Source organism: Staphylococcus sp. FSL W8-0304 (assembly GCF_038006565.1).
Lineage (GTDB): Bacteria > Bacillota > Bacilli > Staphylococcales > Staphylococcaceae > Staphylococcus > Staphylococcus epidermidis.
Window position 1 is genome coordinate 1696708 of the sequence record NZ_JBBOVL010000001.1, and the last position, 21486, is coordinate 1718193.

The 21486-nt window shown below is 33.4% G+C and carries 19 protein-coding genes; 1 reads left to right on the plus strand and 18 read right to left on the minus strand.

Annotated features, from left to right (window positions below; genetic code table 11):
- Positions 1 to 80: 80 nt before the first annotated feature.
- From priA to gmk, 4 genes are all read right to left on the minus strand, one after another.
- Positions 81 to 2489 carry a primosomal protein N' gene (priA, locus tag NST35_RS07960; RefSeq protein WP_002486278.1) on the minus strand — a complete coding sequence of 803 codons (2409 nt, stop codon included), beginning with the start codon at positions 2487 to 2489 and terminating at the stop codon, positions 81 to 83.
- A complete protein-coding gene (gene coaBC, locus NST35_RS07965) occupies positions 2489 to 3688 on the minus strand; it encodes a bifunctional phosphopantothenoylcysteine decarboxylase/phosphopantothenate--cysteine ligase CoaBC (RefSeq protein WP_002446253.1) in 1200 nt (399 codons plus the stop codon). The genes priA and coaBC overlap by 1 nt, the downstream gene beginning before the upstream one ends.
- A 538-nt stretch (positions 3689 to 4226) precedes the next feature.
- Positions 4227 to 4439, minus strand: a complete 213-nt coding sequence (gene rpoZ, locus NST35_RS07970) for a DNA-directed RNA polymerase subunit omega (protein ID WP_002446252.1) — start codon at positions 4437 to 4439, stop codon at positions 4227 to 4229.
- Positions 4439 to 5062: a guanylate kinase gene (gene gmk / locus NST35_RS07975; RefSeq protein ID WP_002446251.1), complete on the minus strand. Its 624-nt coding sequence runs from the start codon at positions 5060 to 5062 to the stop codon at positions 4439 to 4441. The genes rpoZ and gmk overlap by 1 nt, the downstream gene beginning before the upstream one ends.
- Positions 5063 to 5331: 269 nt before the next feature.
- On the opposite strand from gmk, the gene NST35_RS07980 reads away from it, so the two are divergent.
- Positions 5332 to 7029 (plus strand): Rqc2 family fibronectin-binding protein, encoded by a 1698-nt coding sequence (locus tag NST35_RS07980; RefSeq protein WP_002486276.1) that lies wholly within the window; start codon positions 5332 to 5334, stop codon positions 7027 to 7029.
- Between the two features lie 62 nt (positions 7030 to 7091).
- On the opposite strand, the gene NST35_RS07985 is transcribed toward NST35_RS07980, so the two are convergent.
- From NST35_RS07985 to NST35_RS08050, 14 genes are all read right to left on the minus strand, one after another.
- Positions 7092 to 7499: a VOC family protein gene (locus NST35_RS07985; protein WP_002446249.1), complete on the minus strand. Its 408-nt coding sequence runs from the start codon at positions 7497 to 7499 to the stop codon at positions 7092 to 7094.
- Positions 7500 to 8039: 540 nt separating this feature from the next.
- The gene (locus NST35_RS07990; RefSeq protein WP_002475937.1) at positions 8040 to 8246 is read right to left on the minus strand and encodes a hypothetical protein; all 207 of its coding nucleotides are present in this window, start codon (positions 8244 to 8246) and stop codon (positions 8040 to 8042) included.
- 25 nt (positions 8247 to 8271) lie between these two features.
- The gene (gene pyrE / locus NST35_RS07995; RefSeq protein ID WP_002446247.1) at positions 8272 to 8883 is read right to left on the minus strand and encodes an orotate phosphoribosyltransferase; all 612 of its coding nucleotides are present in this window, start codon (positions 8881 to 8883) and stop codon (positions 8272 to 8274) included.
- The gene (gene pyrF, locus NST35_RS08000; RefSeq protein WP_002457397.1) at positions 8884 to 9576 is read right to left on the minus strand and encodes an orotidine-5'-phosphate decarboxylase; all 693 of its coding nucleotides are present in this window, start codon (positions 9574 to 9576) and stop codon (positions 8884 to 8886) included.
- Between the two features lie 34 nt (positions 9577 to 9610).
- Entirely contained in the window at positions 9611 to 12784 is a 3174-nt protein-coding gene (carB, locus tag NST35_RS08005; protein ID WP_002446245.1) for a carbamoyl-phosphate synthase large subunit, read from the minus strand.
- Positions 12777 to 13877, minus strand: coding sequence for a carbamoyl phosphate synthase small subunit (locus NST35_RS08010; RefSeq protein ID WP_002446244.1), 1101 nt, complete (start codon positions 13875 to 13877; stop codon positions 12777 to 12779). The genes carB and NST35_RS08010 overlap by 8 nt, the downstream gene beginning before the upstream one ends.
- Positions 13878 to 15155 (minus strand): dihydroorotase, encoded by a 1278-nt coding sequence (locus NST35_RS08015; protein WP_002446243.1) that lies wholly within the window; start codon positions 15153 to 15155, stop codon positions 13878 to 13880. It lies immediately after the preceding gene.
- A 17-nt stretch (positions 15156 to 15172) separates the two neighbouring features.
- The gene (locus tag NST35_RS08020; RefSeq protein WP_002475924.1) at positions 15173 to 16054 is read right to left on the minus strand and encodes an aspartate carbamoyltransferase catalytic subunit; all 882 of its coding nucleotides are present in this window, start codon (positions 16052 to 16054) and stop codon (positions 15173 to 15175) included.
- A gap of 25 nt (positions 16055 to 16079) precedes the next feature.
- A complete protein-coding gene (locus tag NST35_RS08025; protein ID WP_002446242.1) occupies positions 16080 to 17387 on the minus strand; it encodes a uracil-xanthine permease family protein in 1308 nt (435 codons plus the stop codon).
- Positions 17388 to 17619: 232 nt separating this feature from the next.
- On the minus strand, positions 17620 to 18147 hold the full coding sequence (gene pyrR, locus NST35_RS08030; protein ID WP_002446241.1) for a bifunctional pyr operon transcriptional regulator/uracil phosphoribosyltransferase PyrR: 528 nt from the start codon (positions 18145 to 18147) through the stop codon (positions 17620 to 17622).
- Between the two features lie 301 nt (positions 18148 to 18448).
- Positions 18449 to 19366 carry an RluA family pseudouridine synthase gene (locus NST35_RS08035; RefSeq protein WP_002446240.1) on the minus strand — a complete coding sequence of 306 codons (918 nt, stop codon included), beginning with the start codon at positions 19364 to 19366 and terminating at the stop codon, positions 18449 to 18451.
- 2 nt (positions 19367 to 19368) lie between these two features.
- Positions 19369 to 19854: a signal peptidase II gene (gene lspA, locus NST35_RS08040; protein ID WP_002457401.1), complete on the minus strand. Its 486-nt coding sequence runs from the start codon at positions 19852 to 19854 to the stop codon at positions 19369 to 19371.
- Between the two features lie 88 nt (positions 19855 to 19942).
- The gene (locus NST35_RS08045; RefSeq protein ID WP_340747295.1) at positions 19943 to 20413 is read right to left on the minus strand and encodes a CHAP domain-containing protein; all 471 of its coding nucleotides are present in this window, start codon (positions 20411 to 20413) and stop codon (positions 19943 to 19945) included.
- A gap of 4 nt (positions 20414 to 20417) precedes the next feature.
- Positions 20418 to 21215, minus strand: coding sequence for a VOC family protein (locus NST35_RS08050; protein ID WP_002446237.1), 798 nt, complete (start codon positions 21213 to 21215; stop codon positions 20418 to 20420).
- Positions 21216 to 21486: the final 271 nt, after the last annotated feature.

Sequence of the window (21486 nt, forward strand, 5' to 3'; positions counted from 1 at the left end):
CTTAGTTTGATTTATAAGAACAGCCTCAAAAAACATCTAAAGTGATGGATTTTGAGGCTTTTTGATGTTTGACACTTCATTCACATCATCATTTGTGGATTAATATCAATTTTTAATGATAGTTTATCCTTTACATATTGATCATGATAATAATCATCTAAATATTGTAACGCTTGATGTAATTGAGGCTCACTCTTATATTTTACTAGTATTTGAAAACGATATTCATTGTTAATTCTTGCTAGTGCTGCTGGTGAAGGACCTAGCACGAATGCTTTTTCACTTAAGTGCTGTACTAAAATTTGATGAATATGCTTAGAAGCCACCATGACCTTTTTTATATCTGTATGTGAAATGGTAAAGTTAATCAAGAAATAGTAAGGTGGATATTTTCCTAATTTTCGATAATTCATTTCTTTTTGATAAAAAGAGAGATAATCGTTTAATTTCACATCCTTTATTGAATAATGATCAGGATTGTACGTTTGTATGATAACTTGGCCTTCTTTTTCATGACGACCTGCGCGTCCAGATACCTGAGTTAAAAGTTGGTATGTTCGTTCACTGGCACGAAAGTCAGGTAAATTTAACATAGTGTCAGCATTGAGCACACCAACTAGAGTAATGTTAGGATAATCCAAACCTTTAGCAATCATTTGCGTACCTAATAAGATATCTCCTTTTCCTGCTTCAAAGTCATTTAACAATTTCTCATGTGCACCTTTTCTTGAAGTTGTATCAACATCCATCCTTATAATACGAGCTTGAGGGAATTCTTGTTGTAATAATTCTTCTACACGTTGCGTTCCAGTTCCGACTTGTCTGATATGATCACTTTCACAATTTGGACATCGAGAAGGTGGATTTTCTTGATAACCACAGTAATGACATTTTAATTGATCGGTTGTTTTATGATATGTTAACGAAATATCACAATGGGGGCATTGGGGAACGTATCCACAATCTCTGCATAACATAAATGAAGCATATCCCCTTCTATTTAAGAATAGTACTATTTGTTCTTTTTTATCCAACCGTTCTTGTATCTCTTGTCTTAGTGCTATAGAAAACATGGAACGGTTACCCTCACTCAATTCTTCTCTCATATCTATAATATCAATATGCGGTAACGCTTGTTGATTGACTCTATGTGGCAATGACAACAATTCATAAACATTTTTTTCTGCTCTAGCATATGATTCAAGGCTAGGTGTTGCGCTACCTAAAACGACAGGACAATGATGAAATTGACTTCTCCATTGTGCAATATCACGCGCATGATATCTGGGATAATCTTCTTGTTTATATGTAGATTCATGTTCTTCATCAATAATAATGATGCCTAAATTTTTAAACGGTGCGAAAATACTTGAACGAGCACCTACACTCACTCGAGCTCGACCGTCTCTAATTTTTTGCCACTCATCATAACGTTCACCTTTTGAAAGTCCGGAATGTAATACCGCTACATCATCTCCAAATCGACGTTTAAATCTTAGCACCATCTGAGGTGTTAAGGCGATTTCCGGCACTAACATCATGGCTTCTTTACCTTTATTAAGAACTTCCTCTATTGTTTGAAGATAGACTTCGGTTTTACCTGAACCTGTGACTCCGTGTAATAAAAATGTTCTTTCTTTTTCATCATGAATATAATGTTTAATAGCTTCAAATGCATCTTGCTGTTCTTTAGTTAATATCCTCTTTTGTTCTTGTTCAAATATACGATTTGCATAAGGATCTCTAAAAACCTCGGCGGTATATTTTTCAATATAACCTTTTTTGATTAAAGAATCTAAACTCGAGTGAGAGAAACCCATATCATTGATTTCTTTTAAAAACACTGTTCGATGAGACTCTTCTAATAAAAATGCATACAAATCATATTGTTTTGTATATTTCTCGAGTTTTGCAAGTACTTCATCACCATTCAACGTATTAACTACGCCAACAGCTTTTTGAGTTTTCTTTTTTGTGTTTTGAGAAAGTATCGTGATCTCTTCAATCAATCCTTGATTTAACAAAGTCAACATTTCTTCTAAATCATTGTTTTGCTGAGCTTCTTTATATAAGTAATAACCGTCATTGTTAAATAGCGCTCTGGTTTTTGAAGATATATTTTTTGTATCGATAATTGAAAAAGCTTTCTTATACTTTGCTTTAATGGCACTTGGCAACATCGCTTCTAAAACAGAAATACGTTTCATCACATGATAATGGCTCATCCATTCGCTTAATTGAATCAGTTCGGATGTTAATTCAGGTTTAATATCACGCACTTCTTTTATTTCTTTTAGTTTTGATATATCCATATTTCCATCTGGTTCTTGTTGAATATTCATGACGTATCCTTGTATAGTTCTAGGACCAAAAGGTACCACAACACGAACGCCTATTTGAATCACACGTTCTAAATTTTTAGGAACAATATAATCAAATTTAAAATCGACACTTTTCGACGGAATATCAACAATTACTTTTGCAATCATTACTGCCACCTAGTTTCTAAAATTTCTATAATTTGATGTGCTAAAGCTGATTTTTTCCCTTTCTTAATATTTACTTTTTCATTATTTTTAAAATGCATAGTTAATTCATTGTCATCTGAACTAAAGCCTATTGATGTATCACCTACATTGTTCGAAATGATAACATCTGCATTTTTTCTTTTGAGTTTGTCTAGAGCATACTGTTCAATATTTTGTGTTTCAGCAGCAAAACCAACAAGATATTGGTGCGTTTTATTTTCTCCTAAGTATTTTAAAATATCCTTAGTACGCTTAAATTGAACAGATAATCCTCCTTCTTGTTTTTTTAATTTATGTTCAAGTATGTCCATTGGTGTATAGTCAGACACCGCCGCTGCTTTAATCACTATATCTTGTTTCGCAAAGCGTTCGGTTACAGCTTGAAACATATCCTCTGCACTCTCAACTTTAACAACATTAATCCCTTCAGGTAGAGATAAGTGGGTAGGACCACTAATTAAAGTTACGATTGCCCCCTTATCTCGTAATGCTTCAGCTATAGCATATCCCATTTTTCCTGATGAACGATTTGATACGTATCGAACTGGATCAATAACTTCAACTGTAGGTCCAGCGGTAACTAATGCGTGCTTTCCGGAAAAAGAGCTTTTTACAACATTCTCCTGTTGAGTAAAAAATTTATTAATAACAGATAGGATTTGCATGGGTTCTTCCATTCGCCCTTTTGCTACATAACCGCATGCTAAATAGCCACTACCAGGTTCAATAAAATAATATCCGTCTTGACTTAGCACTTTCATATTATGCTTAGTACGCGGATTGTTATACATATTTACATTCATTGCGGGTGCAACGAATTTTGGTGTTGTTGTAGCAAGTAATGTAGAAGTAATTAAATCATCAGCAATTCCAACACTTAATTTTGCGATAGTATTAGCAGTTGCTGGCGCGACTATAATCGCATCTGCCCAGTCTCCTAATGATACATGTTGAATCTCTTCAGGATTTTCTTCTTTAAATGTATTTGTGTAAACAGGATTTCTACTGATTGCTTGAAAAGCTAGTGGAGTAACAAACTCTTGAGCATGATCAGATAGCATAACTCTTACATCATAGCCGGATTGTATTAATTTACTTGTTAAATCAATTGCTTTATATGCTGCGATACCGCCTGTAACAGCTAATAAAATATGTTTCATTATTTATATTCTCCTTTAATACTTTATCGATACGCCTAAATTAGAAATGGAACGGAATAATTTAGTTATGTGTTATCTATTAATTATCAAATTTAAAGGCAACTTTGGCTATGCAAAAGCGCATCCTTCGTAAAAAGAGAGCGGAATAGAATTCATAATAAATTCATTATCCCACCCTGTCGCAATATGACCTTAAATAGAGAATCTAACAAAATTTTCATAACAGAAACTCAGACCCTGACACGTTTTATTTTAAGTATATTTTCAGGGTAGTCAATCTACTGCGAAGAGATTTAATGGCTAAAACTAGTCATTTATGTTTCAGATTCATTGACGACATATTTATAATTATTATACACAAATTAATCATTAAATTAAAAAAGTGACTATTACTAAATATAACTTTCAAGTTGGACAAAGAATTTTAGTCAGATTTCAAGCTTGTTTTAAGCGCTATTCAACTATTTTGTATGTTACTAGTAATTAAAAAACCTAGGACAATTTTTATGTCCCAGGCTCTACCAATATAAATAAAACTTTATCCTAAATATTCTTTCGGTACAACAGGTTCTATTTTACCATCAGCAATTTCTTCTAAAGCTTTTCCAACAGGTTTAGCTGATTGGTACTGATCTAAAAGCGCTGTTTCGCGTCTTTCATCTAATTCACGTGCTCTTTTAGCCGCCGTAGTGGCAATAAGATATTTTGAATTCACCTTTGCAGTAAGTTGGTTTAACGGTGGATTTAACATTATTTTTTGACCTCCAGTAACATTTTTCTATATTTAGCTTCGATTCGCTCTCTTTTTAAATGCTCAGCTTCAACAATTGACTGAATTCGATTCTTAGCGAGTTCAACCTCGTCGTTAACTACAACGTAGTCGTATAAATTCATCATTTCTACTTCTTTTCGCGCCTCGTTCACACGGCTTTGAATCTTTTCATCTGATTCAGTTCCTCTACCAACAAGACGTTCTCTCAAGTCATCTAAACTTGGAGGCGCTAAAAATATGAACAAAGCATCTGGAAATTTCTTTCTTACTTGCTTAGCACCTTCAACTTCGATTTCTAAAAAGACGTCATGACCTTCTTCCATAGTATCCTTTACATATTGTACAGGTGTACCATAATAATTACCTACATATTGTGCATACTCAATAAACTGGTCATCTTTAATTAACGCCTCAAATTCTTCCTTTGTTTTGAAGAAGTAATCTACACCATCAATTTCACCTTCACGCATATGACGTGTTGTCATTGATATAGAATACTTATATGAAGTAGTTGGGTCTTCAAATATCTTTTTTCTAACAGTTCCCTTTCCAACACCTGAAGGGCCTGAAAGAACAATTAACAGTCCTTTTTCCTTATCCATGCCTTACGACCTCTCTAAGCTATTCTTCTATTATTTAAATATAATATCATATTGCTACGATATATGTATAGCCGTACTTTGTTATAGAGTCAAATTCATCTTATTTCGTCATATTTTTAAAATTTTTATGCACTTCATTTCACCTTTATAAATTGCTTTAAAAATTAAGAATATTCAACTTTAAAATAATTTACAGTCTTTAATCATGACCTCTCACTTTACGCATGTTACAATATGATGAATGAAAAAGTATAAGGTGGCAGATAATTATGGCATATGATGGCTTATTTACTAAAAAAATGATTGAATCATTACAGGGTTTAGTCTCAGGCCGAATTCATAAAATAAATCAACCAGAAAATGACACAATAATTATTGTAATTAGACAAAATCGTAAAAATCATCAACTACTTCTATCGATTCATCCTAGTTTCTCTCGTTTACAATTAACTACTAAGAAATACGACAATCCATTTACACCACCAATGTTTGCAAGAGTTTTCCGTAAACACCTTGAGGGAGGCTTCATAAAAGCAATTCGACAGGTTGGTAACGATAGACGTATAGAGATTGATATCGAAAGTAAAGATGAAATTGGTGATACAATATATAGAACTATTATATTGGAAATAATGGGTAAACATAGTAACCTTATCCTTGTCGATGATCAACGTAAAATCATCGAAGGGTTTAAACATCTAACTCCTAACACAAATCAGTACAGAACCGTTATGCCTGGCTTCAAATATGAAGCACCACCAAATCAAAATAAAATCAATCCTTATGAATTAACAGGGCAAGAGGTATTAAAATATATTGACTTTAATGCTGGAAAGATTGCCAAGCAATTACTTAATATATGTGAGGGCTTTAGTCCACTAATCGCTAATGAAATTGTGAATCGTCGTCAATTTATGACTCAAAAAACATTACCTGATGCTTTTGATGAAGTCATGGCCGAAACCAAATCGGCATCTACTCCTGTCTTTCATAAAAATCATGAAACAGGTAAAGAGGATTTCTATTTCATGAAACTTAATCAATTCTATGATGATATAGTTGAGTATCATTCACTTCATGAACTATTGGATCGCTTTTATGATGCACGTGGTGAGAGAGAAAGAGTAAAACAACGTGCAAATGATTTAGTCAGATTTGTACAACAGCAACTGCAAAAACAACAAAATAAATTGAGTAAACTTATCGATGAGTATGAAAGTGCTAAAAACAAAGAAACTCAGCAATTATATGGAGAGTTGATCACAGCTAATATATATCGTATTCAACAAGGTGACGATTCTGTTATAGCGTTGAATTACTATACTGGTGAAGAAGTAAAGATTCCACTTAACCCTACAAAATCGCCATCAACTAACGCTCAATACTATTATAAACAATATAACCGTATGAAAACACGAGAGCACGAATTGACTCATCAGATTAAACTGACTAAAGAGAATATTGATTACTTTGATAATATTGAGCAACAGTTAAAGCACATTACCGTTGATGATATCGATGATATTCGCGACGAACTTGCTGAACAGGGATTCATGAAGCAAAGAAAACAGAGTAAAAAGAAAAAGCAGTCTAAAATTCAACTTCAAACGTATCATTCTACTGATGGAGATACGATATTAGTAGGTAAAAATAATAAACAAAATGATTATCTTACCAATAAAAAGGCACATAAAAATCATTTATGGTTCCATACAAAAGATATTCCAGGATCTCATGTTGTCATACTCAATGAGAGTCCAAGCGAAACAACGATTAAAGAAGCGGCAATGCTAGCTGGGTATTTCTCTAAAGCTGGTAGTTCAGCTCAAATTCCTGTAGATTATACGGAAATTAGACACGTTCATAAACCTTCTGGGGCAAAACCTGGATTCGTGACATATGACAACCAAAAGACCCTATTTGCAACACCTGATTATGATCATATTCAACAAATGAAAGAATCATAACATAAAAAAAGACAGCAGAATTGAATGCACATATCATTCAACATTCTGCTGTCCTTTTTAATCTATTTGTTTTCTGGTAAAGCAAGTTGAAAACTCACGCCAAATTTATCTTGAACCCATGCAAACTCTCTAAATGGTGGCATTTCTGTTTTAGGCATTAAAATGGCACCCTCACTTTTCAAACCATTAAATAAACGTTCCATCTCCATAGTATCCTTAACAGTGACATATAGTGACATTGCCGGATTCATAGGCAACTCTTCCCCACTATTTGCATCTATCGCCATAAATACTTGGCCATTTAACGTAAAGATGGAGTGTTGCACTGAGCCAGGCGTGCCCGGTCCTTCTTCGCCATACTTCACCATTGTAATAATTTCACTATCTTCAAATAAACTTGTGTATAATTGAATTGCTTCTTCAGCTTCATCATTAAACATTAAAAACGTCGTAATTTTTGGTATGTCCATATGCTACTCCTTCTTTTATATCGTATTCTTGTTATTTAAAAATCAATCTTACTTATTATTTTAACATGTATATACTTTCATTGTAGAATGTAGTTATATAGGATGTAAAAAATTAGAACTTTAATATAGTTTGATTCTTAATTTGATTGATAGTTCGATTAAGATTGGAGGCGTTGTTATGCTCATACATTATGGTGTACCATTATTAATATTTGCATTAGTTCTATTAATAGGATGGCTAATGACTAAGATGTTTATACGTTAATTTTGGGAAATTATTATAACCTTTGTTTTATCGTAAATGATGCGTGTAGAATTTCTTGATTTGAATATCATTATTTCAAATATGCATTGAAGGTAAAGTACAATTGTACGATGAATTAGAATACTCTCGTGATTTTTCTTCTCAGCTTATTTCCACAATTCATTCTGACTTTTTAATAAAAAATTTACTATGATTTCGCAGTTAATTCATAAAAAACACTCCAAAAGTTAATTGATTCATCACTTTTGGAGTGTTTTTACAATATCGATTTATAGTTAATGATTTAAATTTTTCTTGGCACGTTTAAAAATTTCAATTGAATGTTTAAATACTTCATCATTCATTGTTTTTGAAATATTTTCTTTACTAGAATGGTCTGATTGAGAATAAGATGGAATTCTATAATCATCTCGTCTATAAAGAAACTCATTACAATGTTTTATTAAAGTATAAAGATGATTATTATCATTGTTTTGTTCCATTAGACGCCCCCTCACCATTCATATATTACGATAAGTTATCTCGCCAATCAACTAATGTTTGGATGTCATTTAAAGAGATTTTCCCATCATCTTTCGCAACTTCTATAAGCTCATTATAATCACTTAAAGTATAAAACGGAATATGAGCCTTATTAAATGTCTCGTCTGCTTTTGCAAGACCATATGTGAATATAGCAACGACTCCAAGCACATTAGCTCCCGCTTCTTCCAATGCTTCGACAGCTGTAATCGAAGAACCTCCAGTAGAAATTAAATCCTCGACTACAACGACATTTTTATTCTCGCTTTTTGCACCTTCTATTTGGTTTTGTTTACCATGGCTTTTACTTTTTGATCTAACGTAATTCATAGGTAATTCCATTTTTTCTGAAATGTAAGCTGCATGAGGGATACCAGCAGTGGCCGTACCCGAGATAATTTCAACGTTAGAAAAATGTTCTTTAATTAATTGAATTAACCCATCTCTAATCGCATTACGCACTTCAGGGTACCCTAAAGTTATTCGATTATCACAATAAATAGGCGATTTAATTCCTGAGCTCCAAGTAAATAAATCATTTGGAGATAATGAAACTGCCTCTATGTCTAATAATGCTTTAGCAATATTTTTAGCCATTTAACTTAACCAACTTTCTTTTATTTTATGATAACTGTCAATTGGATGCTCACTTTGAGTGATAGGTCGACCTACTACGATATGTGTTGACCCCAAAGTTTTAGCTTCCTCAGGTGTTGTAATTCGTTGTTGATCATTACGAGCTGCGCCTTTCGGGCGAATACCTGGTGTCACTTTTAAAAAGTCAGAACCTAGTTCTTTAGAAATCATCTTAGCCTCAAGAGGAGAACATACGACACCGTCTAATCCAGCTTTTTTAGTAAGACGCGCATAATTTAGAACTGCCTCCTCTATAGAGGTTTGAATATTTTGTTCTTCATGTAATTGTCTTTCAGTAGTTGAAGTTAATTGAGTAACTGCAATGATTTTAATATCAGCATTATGTTTTCTTAACCCTTTTTTAGCTTCTTCCATCATTTTAATACCACCGGCAGCATGAACATTGACTAAATCAATGTCTAAACGTGCTAAGCCTTCCATTGCTTTGCTCACAGTATTAGGTATGTCATGTAATTTTAAATCTAAAAAGATATCATGACCTCTTTTTTTAATGGATTTAATTAAAGCTGGCCCTGTTTGATAAAATAACTCCATCCCAATTTTGACGCATAACGGTTCATTAAACTTATTTAAAAATGTATGAACCTCGTCTGCTGATTTAAAATCTAATGCTATAATGGGTAGATTTCTCACACTCATCTTCTCCTTTTAACTTCTATCATTAAGATTATACATTTCTCATAGTAAACGTCATGCTTTCAATGACATTTGTTAAAGCACTGGCAGTATCTAATGATGTTAAACAAGGCACACCATTTTCAACTGTTGTACGTCGAATTTGGAAACCATCTCGTTCGATTTCTTTTCCTTTTGTCATAGTATTAATGACAATTTGCACTTCTCCATTTTGAATTCGTGTCAGTAGATCATCCTCGCCACCGATTTTACCTACGACCTCAACTGGAATATTATGATCTTTTAACTTTTGTGCTGTTCCACGAGTCGCCAATATTTTGTAGCCTATTTCATTTAATCGATGTGCAATCTTGACTATTTCATCTTTATCTTTATCACTTACAGTCATCAATACTGTACCATGATCTTTCACTTCAAATCCGCTACCAGTGAGACCTTTGTATAGCGCTTTTTCAAGTGTAAGGTCTTTACCCATAACTTCACCTGTAGACTTCATCTCTGGTCCAAGCGTAATATCTACATTTTTTAATTTATTAAAACTAAATACGGGTGCTTTAACATATACGCCTTCAGAATAAGGTTGGATACCTTGCTTGTACCCCATTTCAGCAAGCGTTTCACCCATAATTGCACGCATCGCTAATTGAGCCATTTGAATATCAGTAATTTTACTTAAGAATGGTACCGTACGGCTTGAGCGCGGATTAACTTCTAACACATAGACACCGTCGTGAGCTATGACAAATTGAATGTTAATAAGACCTTTAATATTTAAACCTTTTGCCAATTTAATTGTGTAGTCTTCAAGTGTATTAATTTCGTCTTGAGTCAGTGTTTGTGGCGGATAAACTGCAATAGAATCTCCACTGTGAACACCTGCACGCTCTATATGTTCCATAATTCCTGGAATTACGACAGTCTCCCCATCTGAAATAGCATCCACTTCTATCTCTTTTCCTGTTAAATAGCGGTCTACCAATACAGGATGTTCTGGACTTGCTTTAACAGCTTGAGTCATATAATTTTCAAGCTCTTGATCATTATCAACAATCTCCATTGCACGGCCACCAAGCACGTATGAAGGACGAACTACAACCGGATAACCTATTTCTCTTGCATTTTTAAGAGCTTCTTTAGGTGATGTAGCAGTTTTCCCTTGTGGCTGAGGTACAGATATTTCACGTAATAGCGCTTCAAATTCTTTTCTATCCTCAGCTCGATTTAAATCTTCTAATGATGTTCCAAGAATTTTAACACCATGCTGTGCTAATTTATCGGCTAAGTTTATTGCTGTTTGACCACCAAATTGTACTACAACACCTTTAGGTTGTTCTAAGTTAATGATATTCATGACATCTTCTTCTGTAAGTGGTTCAAAATATAATTTGTCAGAAATTGAAAAGTCAGTAGATACAGTCTCCGGATTATTATTCACAATAATAGCTTCGTAACCAGCATTTTGAATCGCCCATACTGCATGTACAGTTGCATAATCGAATTCAACACCTTGGCCAATTCTAATTGGTCCTGAACCTAGTACTAGAATTTTCTCTTTATCAGTTACTATAGATTCATTTTCATCTTCATACGTACCATAATAGTACGGCGTTGTGGATTCAAATTCAGCTGCACATGTATCAACCATTTTATAAACTGGTTTAATATTTTGACTCATACGTAGTTCATATATATCTTTTTCTTCCATATCCCATCGATGAGCAATCACTTTGTCACTAAAGCCATAATCTTTAGCGTATTTTAAATACTCTAAATCGCCTTGATGATTTTTAAGTTCATGCTCAATGTCAATAATGTTTTGGAACTTATTTAGGAAGAAATAGTCAATTTTTGTCATATTATGAAGTTCTTCAAGAGATGTTCCTCTACGAATTGCTTCTCCGATAAAGAACAATCTTTCATCATCTTGATGTCCGATACGCTCTTTAATGTAATCTAATTCATAACTTTCTCCATTTGGTAAACCTAAATGATGAACACCATATTCAAGTGAGCGAATGGCTTTCAGTAAAGATTCTTCATATGTACGACCGATTGCCATGACTTCGCCTGTCGCTTTCATTTGAGTTCCAAGTTCACGTTCACCTTTTTCGAATTTATCGAATGGGAAACGTGGAATTTTAGAAATAACATAGTCTAAAGTGGGTTCAAATGCAGCATATGAAGTTCCTGTAATAGGGTTAAGCATTTCATCTAGTGTTAAACCTACGGCAATCTTAGCGGCTAATTTTGCAATAGGATAACCCGTTGCTTTGGAAGCTAACGCTGATGAACGAGACACACGTGGGTTGACCTCAATGATGTAATAATTCAATGAATGCGGGTCAAGTGCGAGTTGCACATTACATCCACCTTCAATACCTAAAGCACGAATTACCTTTAAGGATACGTCTCGTAGCATTTGATATTCTACATCTGATAGTGTTTGACTCGGTGCAACAACGATTGAATCTCCAGTATGAATGCCTACAGGATCTATGTTCTCCATATTACATACTACGATGGCGTTATCATTTTTATCACGCATAACTTCATATTCAATTTCTTTATAACCTGCAATTGATTTTTCTATTAAACATTGTGTAGCAGGGCTATAATGCAAACCATTACTAACAACTTCTTTTAATTCAGCATCATTATGGCAAATACCACCGCCAGTACCCCCCATCGTAAATGCAGGACGTACAATTAACGGATATCCAACTTGTTCTTTAAATTCAAATGCTTGTTCTACTGTATTAACGATATCGCTTTCTGGTACAGGTACATTTAAATCATTCATTAATGTTCTAAACATTTCACGATCTTCTGCTTGTTGAATAGACTCTAGCTCTGTCCCCAACAACTTTACATTATTAGCTTCTAACACGCCACTATCATGAAGTTGAATCGCCATGTTCAACCCAGTTTGACCACCTAAAGTAGGTAATAATGCATCTGGTTGTTCTTTTCTAATAATACGAGCAATAAAATCGTGCGTTAATGGTTCTATGTACACCTTATCGGCAATTTCTTTATCTGTCATTATTGTTGCAGGATTAGAATTAACTAAAATAACTCTGTAGCCTTCTTCTTTTAATGCTAGACAAGCTTGTGTTCCTGCATAGTCAAATTCTGCAGCTTGTCCAATAATAATTGGGCCTGAACCGACTACTAAAATTGTCTGAATATCATCTCTTTTAGGCATTGATTTGACGCTCCTTTTCTTTGAAATCCTTCATCATTGTTATGAACTCATCAAATAAGTAATTAGAATCACTTGGACCTGGTCTTGCTTCAGGATGATATTGGACTGAAAACGCTGGAAGTTCTTTATGTCTTAGTCCTTCAACAGTACCATCGTTTAAAGCAATATGTGTAACTTCAAGGTCAGTATTTTTAAGCGAGTCACGGTCAATAGAATAGCCGTGATTTTGGCTCGTGATATCTATTTTACCTGTTCTTAAATCTTTAACGGGATGGTTCGCACCACGATGTCCAAATTTCATTTTGAATGAAGTTGCGCCTTGCGATAATGCAAAAAGTTGATGACCAAGGCAGATACCAAAGAATGGTATCTTTCCTAATATGCCTCTGATCATATCTAAAGCAACGTCAACTTCGTCTGGATCACCAGGGCCGTTTGATAGCATGACACCATCTGGAGACATGCTTAAAATCTCTTCAGCTGACGTATCATATGGTACAACTGTGACGTTGCAACCACGTAAATTTAATTCACGAACGATATTTTGCTTTTTACCAAAGTCGAGTAAAACGACACTTAAATCGGAACCTGTTGATACATATGGTGTTTTTGTAGAAACCGTTTGAACTTCATCTCTAGGTAACTCAGCAGTTTTCAACTGTTCAACAAGTTCCTGAATGTTATCTTTATTATCTGTAAATCCAGCTCTCAAAACACCATGATTTCTAATTTTACGAGTAATACTTCTAGTATCTACACCCGATATACCAGGAATATGATATTGAGCAAGTGTTTCGTGTAATGTTTTTTGGTGTCTAAAGTTACTAGGGTGTGTACTTGCTTCCTTTACTACTACCCCATTTAATTTAGGTGTTAATGATTCAAAATCATCGCGATTGATACCATAGTTTCCAATTAGTGGGTACGTAAAAGTTATGATTTGACCTGTGTAAGACGGGTCAGAGATTGTTTCTTGGTACCCCGTCATAGCAGTGTTGAATACAATTTCGCCTATAGATAAGTCATCTGACCCTAAGCGATATCCTTCGTAATAAGAGCCATCTTCCAGTACAAGATAACGTTTTTCAAGCATCTACTTTTCCTCCTCGAATACTACTTCACCTTTAAGCATTGTTAGTGTTGGATTTCCATAAACTTTTTCACCAATAAATGGAGTGTTATCAGCTTTAGATAAGAAATCTTCACTTTTGATTTCTTTTTCAGTATTTAGATCAATAATTGTTAAATCAGCGTAACTATCTTTGTGTAATTTTCCATAATTTAAGTTGAAAATAGTAGCTGGTTTAATAGTGAAATAATCAACTAATTGTTGCAGTGACCAATTACCTCGTCTTACAAAGTGTGTATAAAGTAATGGGAATGCTGTTTCACTACCTACGATACCGAAAGGTGCTTTTGTCATAGGTTGTTCTTTTTCTTCTTTAGCGTGAGGTGCATGATCCGTTGCAATACAATCAATTGTTCCATCTAATAAGCCTTCTAAAAGTGCTTCTCTATCTTCATTACTTCTTAATGGTGGATTCATTTTGTAGTTTGAATCATCACCAGGAACATCATTTTCAGTTAATAATAAATGATGTGGTGTAACTTCTGCTGTTACATGGATACCAGCTTTTTTAGCGTCTCTGATTACTCGAACACTTTCCTTAGTTGAAACATGGCACACATGATAGTGACAACCAGTTGCTTCAGCTAATAGTACATCTCTAGCAATTTGTACAGATTCAGCAATATTTGGAATACCAGGTATGCCTAATTCTTCACTACGTTTACCTTTATGCATTGCACCACCATAGATTAAGCTATTATCTTCGCAGTGTGCGACAATCGGTTTTTTAACTTTTGCAGCTTGCTTCATAGCAGCATACATCATACTTGCTGTTTGAACACCCACACCATCATCTGTAAATGCAAACACACCTTCTAGTGCTAATTTTTCAAAATCAACAAGTTCAGTACCTGCTTGTCTCTTAGTAATAGCAGCATAAGGCAACACCCTAACTTGTGCTGTTTCAGAAATTCGTTGTCTTAATTCTCTAACATGTTCAACTGTATCTGGTACAGGTCTTGTATTAGGCATAGGACATACTGTAGTAAAACCACCTCTTGCAGCGGCTTTTGTACCACTTTCAATTGTTTCTTTATGTTCACCACCTGGTTCACGTAGGTGCACATGAACATCTACAAAACCTGGAGCAATTAAATTTCCTTTTGCATCAATAACTTCAATATTTGAAGATGAAGCATTTATCTTACTACTAATTTGTTTAATACGTTTACCATCGATTAATATTTCTGTGTCTTTTAGGATACCGTTTTTTAAGATTTTTCCGTTTTTAATTAATTTCATGTAGAATTAACCCCTTTCTATTGTAAAAGCGCACTTATTACTGCCATTCTTAAATACATTCCATTTTCCATCTGCTTAAATATTCGAGACTTAGGTGCTTCAACTAGCTCACTTTTAATTTCAACACCTCTATTTACAGGAGCTGGATGCATTACAATGGCTTCCTCTTTTAATTTATCATATCTAGCCTGTGTTAAACCAAATTGTTGATGATATTCCTCAGCAGCAAAGTTAGCTTCACCTGAAATTCCATGTCTTTCATGTTGAACTCTAAGCAACATAACAATATCTACTTTATCAATGACTTCATCAATTTCAACATAAGGCGCCTCTAATGTATTATCTACCCATTCTTTTGGACTTGAGAACATTACGTTGGCACCTAATGATGTTAAACTATGATAATTACTTCTTGCGACACGAGAATTTTTAATGTCACCACATATTAGAATATTCAATCCTTCAAACGAACCATATTCTTCATATATTGTCATTATGTCTAATAAACTCTGAGTAGGATGTTGTCCACTTCCATCACCTGCATTAGCAATTGGAATATTTAATTGATTCAGTTCTTCGTAATAAGAATTTTGGGAGTGACGTATGACAAGTAAATCAACACCTATGCTTTCAAGTGTTTTACATGTGTCATAAAGTGACTCACCCTTTTTTACAGATGATGTACTTGTTTCAAAATTAATAAGTTTTAATCCTAATTTTTGTTCTGCCATCTCAAAGCTACACTTTGTTCGCGTTGAATTTTCGAAGAATAAGTTTGATACGTATTGACCGTTAAATTGAGGTAATGGTCGCTCACCAGATTTGAATTGGCAAGCAATAGTAATTAAATCATAAATTTCTGAATTAGATAAATGCTCCATTGATAATAAGTGTTCCATAAAGCGCCTCCTATAGAAATAAAGCTTAATTTATTTGGTTTTTCTCTTTTGGCAAAATTAAATTTAATATTATTCCTGAAAGTGCTGATAATGCCATTCCTTCAATTTGTAAATTGATACCTATGCCTTTTAAATTGATAAGAAGATTACCAATCCCGACAACAAGCACAACTGATGCTATAACTAAGTTGCGATTGCTTGAGAAATCTACTTGACTTTCAACAAGCATTCTTAAACCACTAGCTGCTATAATACCGAATAATAAAATTGAGACACCACCCATCACTGGCGTAGGTATTGAAGATATTAAAGCAGTGAACTTACCAATAAATGCAAGAATAATAGCTATAACTGCCGCACCACCAATTACGTAAATACTGTATATTTTGGTAATCGCTAGTACACCTATATTTTCACCATAAGTTGTACTAGGAGGCCCTCCTATCATACTTGCAAACATAGTTGAAACACCATCACCAATGATTGATTTATCTAAACCTGGATTTTCAAAGAAATTTCGTCCTACTATTTTGTTAATTACCATTTGATGACCAATATGTTCACTTACCGTCACAAACACCACGGGTATCATCACGAGAATGAGTCCTAAATGAAAAGATGGTGTGTAATCTTTAAATGGTAGATAAATATGAGGAAAATCTATCCATTTCGCTTGTGCTATTGGAGCAAATTTAACTATGCCCATGAAAATAGATACAATATATCCCACTATAATACCTATAAGTACAGGTATAAGTGATAAAAACCCTTTGAAGAATCCTTGGACGATGATGGTTACTGCTAATGTAATCAAAGCAACAATTAAGTAACTTAAGTTATACCCTTTCATCTCAGCAGAATTTTCAAACATAGCCATGTTTACTGCTGTAGGAGCTAAACTTAACCCAATAACCATTATTACTGGTCCGACAACTACTGGTGGTAACAAGTGCATTAACCAATGTGTTCCACTCAATTTAATGAAAATACCTATAATCACGTACATTAATCCACTCATAAATAATGCAACCAGCATATCTCCAAGACTATGTGTACTTAACCCTGTGATGATAGGTGTAATAAAGGCAAAACTTGATCCTAGGTAGGCAGGAATTTTTGCTTTTGTGATTAATATGTATAAAAGTGTACCAATACCTGATGCCAATAAAGCTGCTGATATAGGCAGATGTGTTAAAAATGGTACAAGTACAGTTGATCCAAACATTGCAAATAAATGTTGAAGGCTTAGAAATGCCCATTGTGCTGGTTTTGGTTTATCTTTTACATCAAGAACTGGCTGAACGGTACGCTCAAACATTTGCTCATTTTCCATGTTGATTCATTTCCTTTCATAAAAAAAGTCTCTTCACAATCAGTAGAGTGTAAAGAGACTAAAATGAAATATATCTAAGTGTAATGTTAAGTTAAGCTTTTATCATCACATTTATCAATGAAGCTTCCATTGGATATTTATAGTTTACATAATCTTTTTATAGTCATATGTTCATCTATCCATATGAATTACTTCACCTTTTTCAGTCTCTCGTACTGTTTTAAAAGGATAATTATTCAATGACGACTGCATTTCTGTCGTCAATTTCTTCTAAATAAACTGAAACAGATTCATCTCGTGCAGTAGGTATATTTTTTCCTACAAAATCTGCGCGTATAGGGAGTTCACGATGACCGCGATCCACAAGTGCTGCAAGCCCTATTTTAATAGGTCTTGTATGTAATAAAATCGCATCTAATGAGGCTCTTACTGTACGTCCGGTATACAAAACATCATCAATGATAACAACCACTTTGTTATTAATATCTACATTAATATCAAAAGCGCGTTGATCAGCTTGTTGCACTACCTTATCAACGTCATCTCGAAAATGTGTAATATCGATAGTACCTGTTGGTACTAATTGTTGTTCAATTGAATTTATTTTATCTTGTATACGATGTGCTAAAAAAGCACCCCTAGTTTTAATGCCTAATAGAACTAAATCTTTGGTTCCCTTGTTATATTCTAGAATTTCATGAGCAATTCGTGTAATTGTACGTTGTATCGCTGCATCATCTAAAATAATTCGTTCAGACATTGTTTCACCTCTTTTAATATAAAAAAACTCATATCTTTAATAAAGATATGAGACAAAAAGTTAAAGAGAATAAGCAATATTCCCTATCATATTCACATTCTTAAGTTATAAACACAGCAAAAGTATTAGTAACTTAATCATCAAAATATTATTATCCTAATTATTCATATCTTCGGAGCCTCTCTGGACCCTCAATTAAAGATGACGTTTTTATATTTATACTGTTATAAGTTTAAATCTTTTAATAGTATAAGTCAATGGCAAAGTTAGTATTTATAATAAAAAACGATGTCACATTCGTTTAAGCATCTCTACGTCTTATATCATCTAGTAATTTTTCAAAATCGTTAGGTAATGTTGCATGCTTCTCAATGTATTTATGTGTTACAGGATGTTCGAAACCAATGATACCAGCATGTAAAGCTTGTCCACCGATATCTAACGTTTTTTTAGGTCCATACTTCGGATCCCCTACAAGAGGATAACCAATATATTTCATATGTACACGAATTTGATGTGTACGCCCTGTTTCTAATTGACATTCTATCAATGTATAATCTTTAAAATGCTCTAATACATTAAAGTGTGTCACAGCTTCTTTACCGTCATCAACCACAGCCATAGCTTGTCTATCGTTTTTATTTCGACCAATTGGCGCGTCAATTGTGCCATAATCATGAGGTATATTACCATGAACTAACGCCGTGTATTTTCGTTTAACAGTTTTAGACATAAGTTGTTCAACTAAATGACGATGGGCAACATCATTTTTAGCAACCATTAATAAACCAGACGTATCTTTATCTATTCTATGAACTATGCCAGGACGTATTTCGCCATTAATTCCTGATAAATCTTTAATTTGATACATTAATCCATTTACTAATGTCCCGCTATAATGGCCTGGAGATGGATGTACAACCATACCTTTTGGCTTATATACAATAGCAACATCTTCGTCTTCATAATAAATATCTAAATTTAAGTTTTCAGGTTTGATATCTGCCTCTACGACTTCTTTCTCGGTTACAACAATTTTGTCATTTAACTTGACCTTATAGTTCGATTTGATTACTTTACCATTTACCTTGACTAAACCTTCTTTAATCCAATCTTGAAGTTGACTACGTGACCAATCTTTATTTAAATCTGAAACAAGTTTATCTATACGTTGTCCAACTTGTGATTGTTCAATAATATTAAAATTATAATTTCCCATAACTAGACCTCCTTCTTATTTATGATTGCATCTTTAATGAGTGTGATGATTACGAATATAACCCCAATTGTTAAGCTTGAATCCGCAATATTAAAGATAGGAAAATCGTAACCGAATATATTCGTATCAATAAAATCCACAACTTCACCATGTAATACGCGGTCAATAAAATTTCCTAAGGCTCCAGCGAATAATAGGCTTATTGCAACCTGCATAAATAAATTAAATTGTGCTTCTTTAATATAAAAAATAACTAAAACGATTAAAATAATGATAGTAATAATATAGAAAAATAGCATTTTACCACTCAAAATCCCCCATGCTGCACCGTTGTTTCTATGGGATGTAATATTTAAAAAGTTAGGGATAATTTCATATGAATCTCCAACCTTCATTGAGATTGTAATAAGCCATTTAGAAACTTGATCGAAAACTAGTACAATGAATGTCATAAGTAAAGAGATGCTAATATAGTATTTCTTTTTCAAAGAAGTGCCTCCATTCTTTTTAATGTCATCTAAAGCAACACTTAACATTATATCCTAGAACGTAATTTTGAAAAAGCTATCTTGTCTATTATGTTTTTATATTTTGAGGATGAATATAATAATAATTTTTAATTTCATAGGTATGAATTGTACGTTTTGTGATTTCATAAGGTTGTGTATAGTTCATTTCTGAAACTTGTATAGAACCATCTTCATTTATTGTTTCTATATATGCAACATGACCGTATTTCCCTTTAGAAGATTGTAATATTGATCCTTTTTTAGGGTTACGGTCAACAATGTATCCATCATCAATTGCTTTTTTATCCCAATGCTTGGCGTCGCTCCAAGTATTGTTTATCTTATTTCCATCATTTTTAACACGTTCAAAGACATAATATGTACACTGACCCTTTTTATATGTATTGATTTGCATAGGATGATGTGACGTAAAACGACTTTGAACACGCTTCATATCTTGAATCATAAACTCGTCAATGACGGCTGCTATTGTCAAGATAACACTAACAAAAACCATTACTATGATTGCTTTTTTCATATCATCACACTTCTTTTATTCTATTAAATCTAAAATAAATACCATCAGGTCCTTTAAGATTTTTATGTGTTGTTTTTGGATAGTGAAAATCTATCATAGCTAAACCATAGGTATGTTCATTATCTACTCGTTTTGTCGCAGATAACCATTGATTAACAGCCAAATGATTATAATAATCGTTTGAAGATAAAAATAGAGAATAATCGTCCATATATGCTGATTCTTCTAACCCAAAATAATGTAAATAATATGATTTAACATCAGAAATTCGAATGGACTTAATATGCAATGAACCTAATTTAGTTTCATCTGGTATGCCTTGCCATTGAGTATGAGAGACGTTTTGCAATAATCGAGGTACATTAATTGGCGCAATATCCATTCTAATTCTGCCTTCTTTCTCATCAATCCATGATTCTGTCTCACGATCGACATAAAACTTTATGGCATTGCCCTCTGGATCCTCAATAAATAAACATGTTGCAACACTTTGTTGTCCACCGTTCACTGGTACTTCAAAATCACTTAAATGTACGAGTAAATCAGCTAATGTAGTCAATGTAGGCAACAATATACCAATATGGAAAAGACCTGCTTCAGACATTAACGGTTCTCGTCCATTCTGTATTTCAATAAAAGTAATAAATTGATTTGAATCGCCAACTTCAAATTGTACAGCAGTTTTAGATTCATTGATAAGATTAAATCCTAAAACATTCTCATAAAATGTTTTAATAGTTTCTTTATCTTTAATATTGATAGTTACACCATTTACAAAATTTGCATTTTTGTTATGAAACATCTTATTTTCCTTTCAATGATTACTTTTCTTTTAAATAATTAAATGATTACTTTGTTGAAAGTGTATGTTTATCTTTTAAGCGCAGTAATAAAAAATATGTATGTGTTTCTTCTCTTAACATTTCTCTTTGTTTATCATTCACATAATAAAGAGAATTGACAATCTAAATGCTATCTAAATTTAGCAACAATGTTTATTAAAAAAACATATGCCTGTGTTTTATTAAAAATTAAATATTTTTGTCCAAGACGTTTGATTATGAATTGTATCT

Bases quoted from the DNA above. Each gene is read 5' to 3' on its own strand.
- coaBC (WP_002446253.1), bottom strand. From the start codon at position 3,688: ATGAAACATATTTTATTAGCTGTTACAGGCGGTATCGCAGCATATAAA.
- NST35_RS07980 (WP_002486276.1), top strand. From the start codon at position 5,332: ATGGCATATGATGGCTTATTTACTAAAAAAATGATTGAATCATTACAG.
- carB (WP_002446245.1), bottom strand. From the start codon at position 12,784: ATGCCTAAAAGAGATGATATTCAGACAATTTTAGTAGTCGGTTCAGGC.
- NST35_RS08015 (WP_002446243.1), bottom strand. From the start codon at position 15,155: ATGAAATTAATTAAAAACGGAAAAATCTTAAAAAACGGTATCCTAAAA.
- NST35_RS08010 (WP_002446244.1), bottom strand. From the start codon at position 13,877: ATGCTTGAAAAACGTTATCTTGTACTGGAAGATGGCTCTTATTACGAA.
- gmk (WP_002446251.1), bottom strand. From the start codon at position 5,062: ATGGATAAGGAAAAAGGACTGTTAATTGTTCTTTCAGGCCCTTCAGGT.
- pyrR (WP_002446241.1), bottom strand. From the start codon at position 18,147: ATGTCTGAACGAATTATTTTAGATGATGCAGCGATACAACGTACAATT.
- rpoZ (WP_002446252.1), bottom strand. From the start codon at position 4,439: ATGTTAAATCCACCGTTAAACCAACTTACTGCAAAGGTGAATTCAAAA.
- priA (WP_002486278.1), bottom strand. From the start codon at position 2,489: ATGATTGCAAAAGTAATTGTTGATATTCCGTCGAAAAGTGTCGATTTT.
- NST35_RS08035 (WP_002446240.1), bottom strand. From the start codon at position 19,366: ATGGGAAATTATAATTTTAATATTATTGAACAATCACAAGTTGGACAA.
- NST35_RS08025 (WP_002446242.1), bottom strand. From the start codon at position 17,387: ATGGAAAATGAGCAAATGTTTGAGCGTACCGTTCAGCCAGTTCTTGAT.
- NST35_RS07985 (WP_002446249.1), bottom strand. From the start codon at position 7,499: ATGGACATACCAAAAATTACGACGTTTTTAATGTTTAATGATGAAGCT.
- pyrE (WP_002446247.1), bottom strand. From the start codon at position 8,883: ATGGCTAAAAATATTGCTAAAGCATTATTAGACATAGAGGCAGTTTCA.
- NST35_RS08020 (WP_002475924.1), bottom strand. From the start codon at position 16,054: ATGGAACACTTATTATCAATGGAGCATTTATCTAATTCAGAAATTTAT.
- NST35_RS08050 (WP_002446237.1), bottom strand. From the start codon at position 21,215: ATGTTTCATAACAAAAATGCAAATTTTGTAAATGGTGTAACTATCAAT.
- NST35_RS07990 (WP_002475937.1), bottom strand. From the start codon at position 8,246: ATGGAACAAAACAATGATAATAATCATCTTTATACTTTAATAAAACAT.
- NST35_RS08045 (WP_340747295.1), bottom strand. From the start codon at position 20,413: ATGAAAAAAGCAATCATAGTAATGGTTTTTGTTAGTGTTATCTTGACA.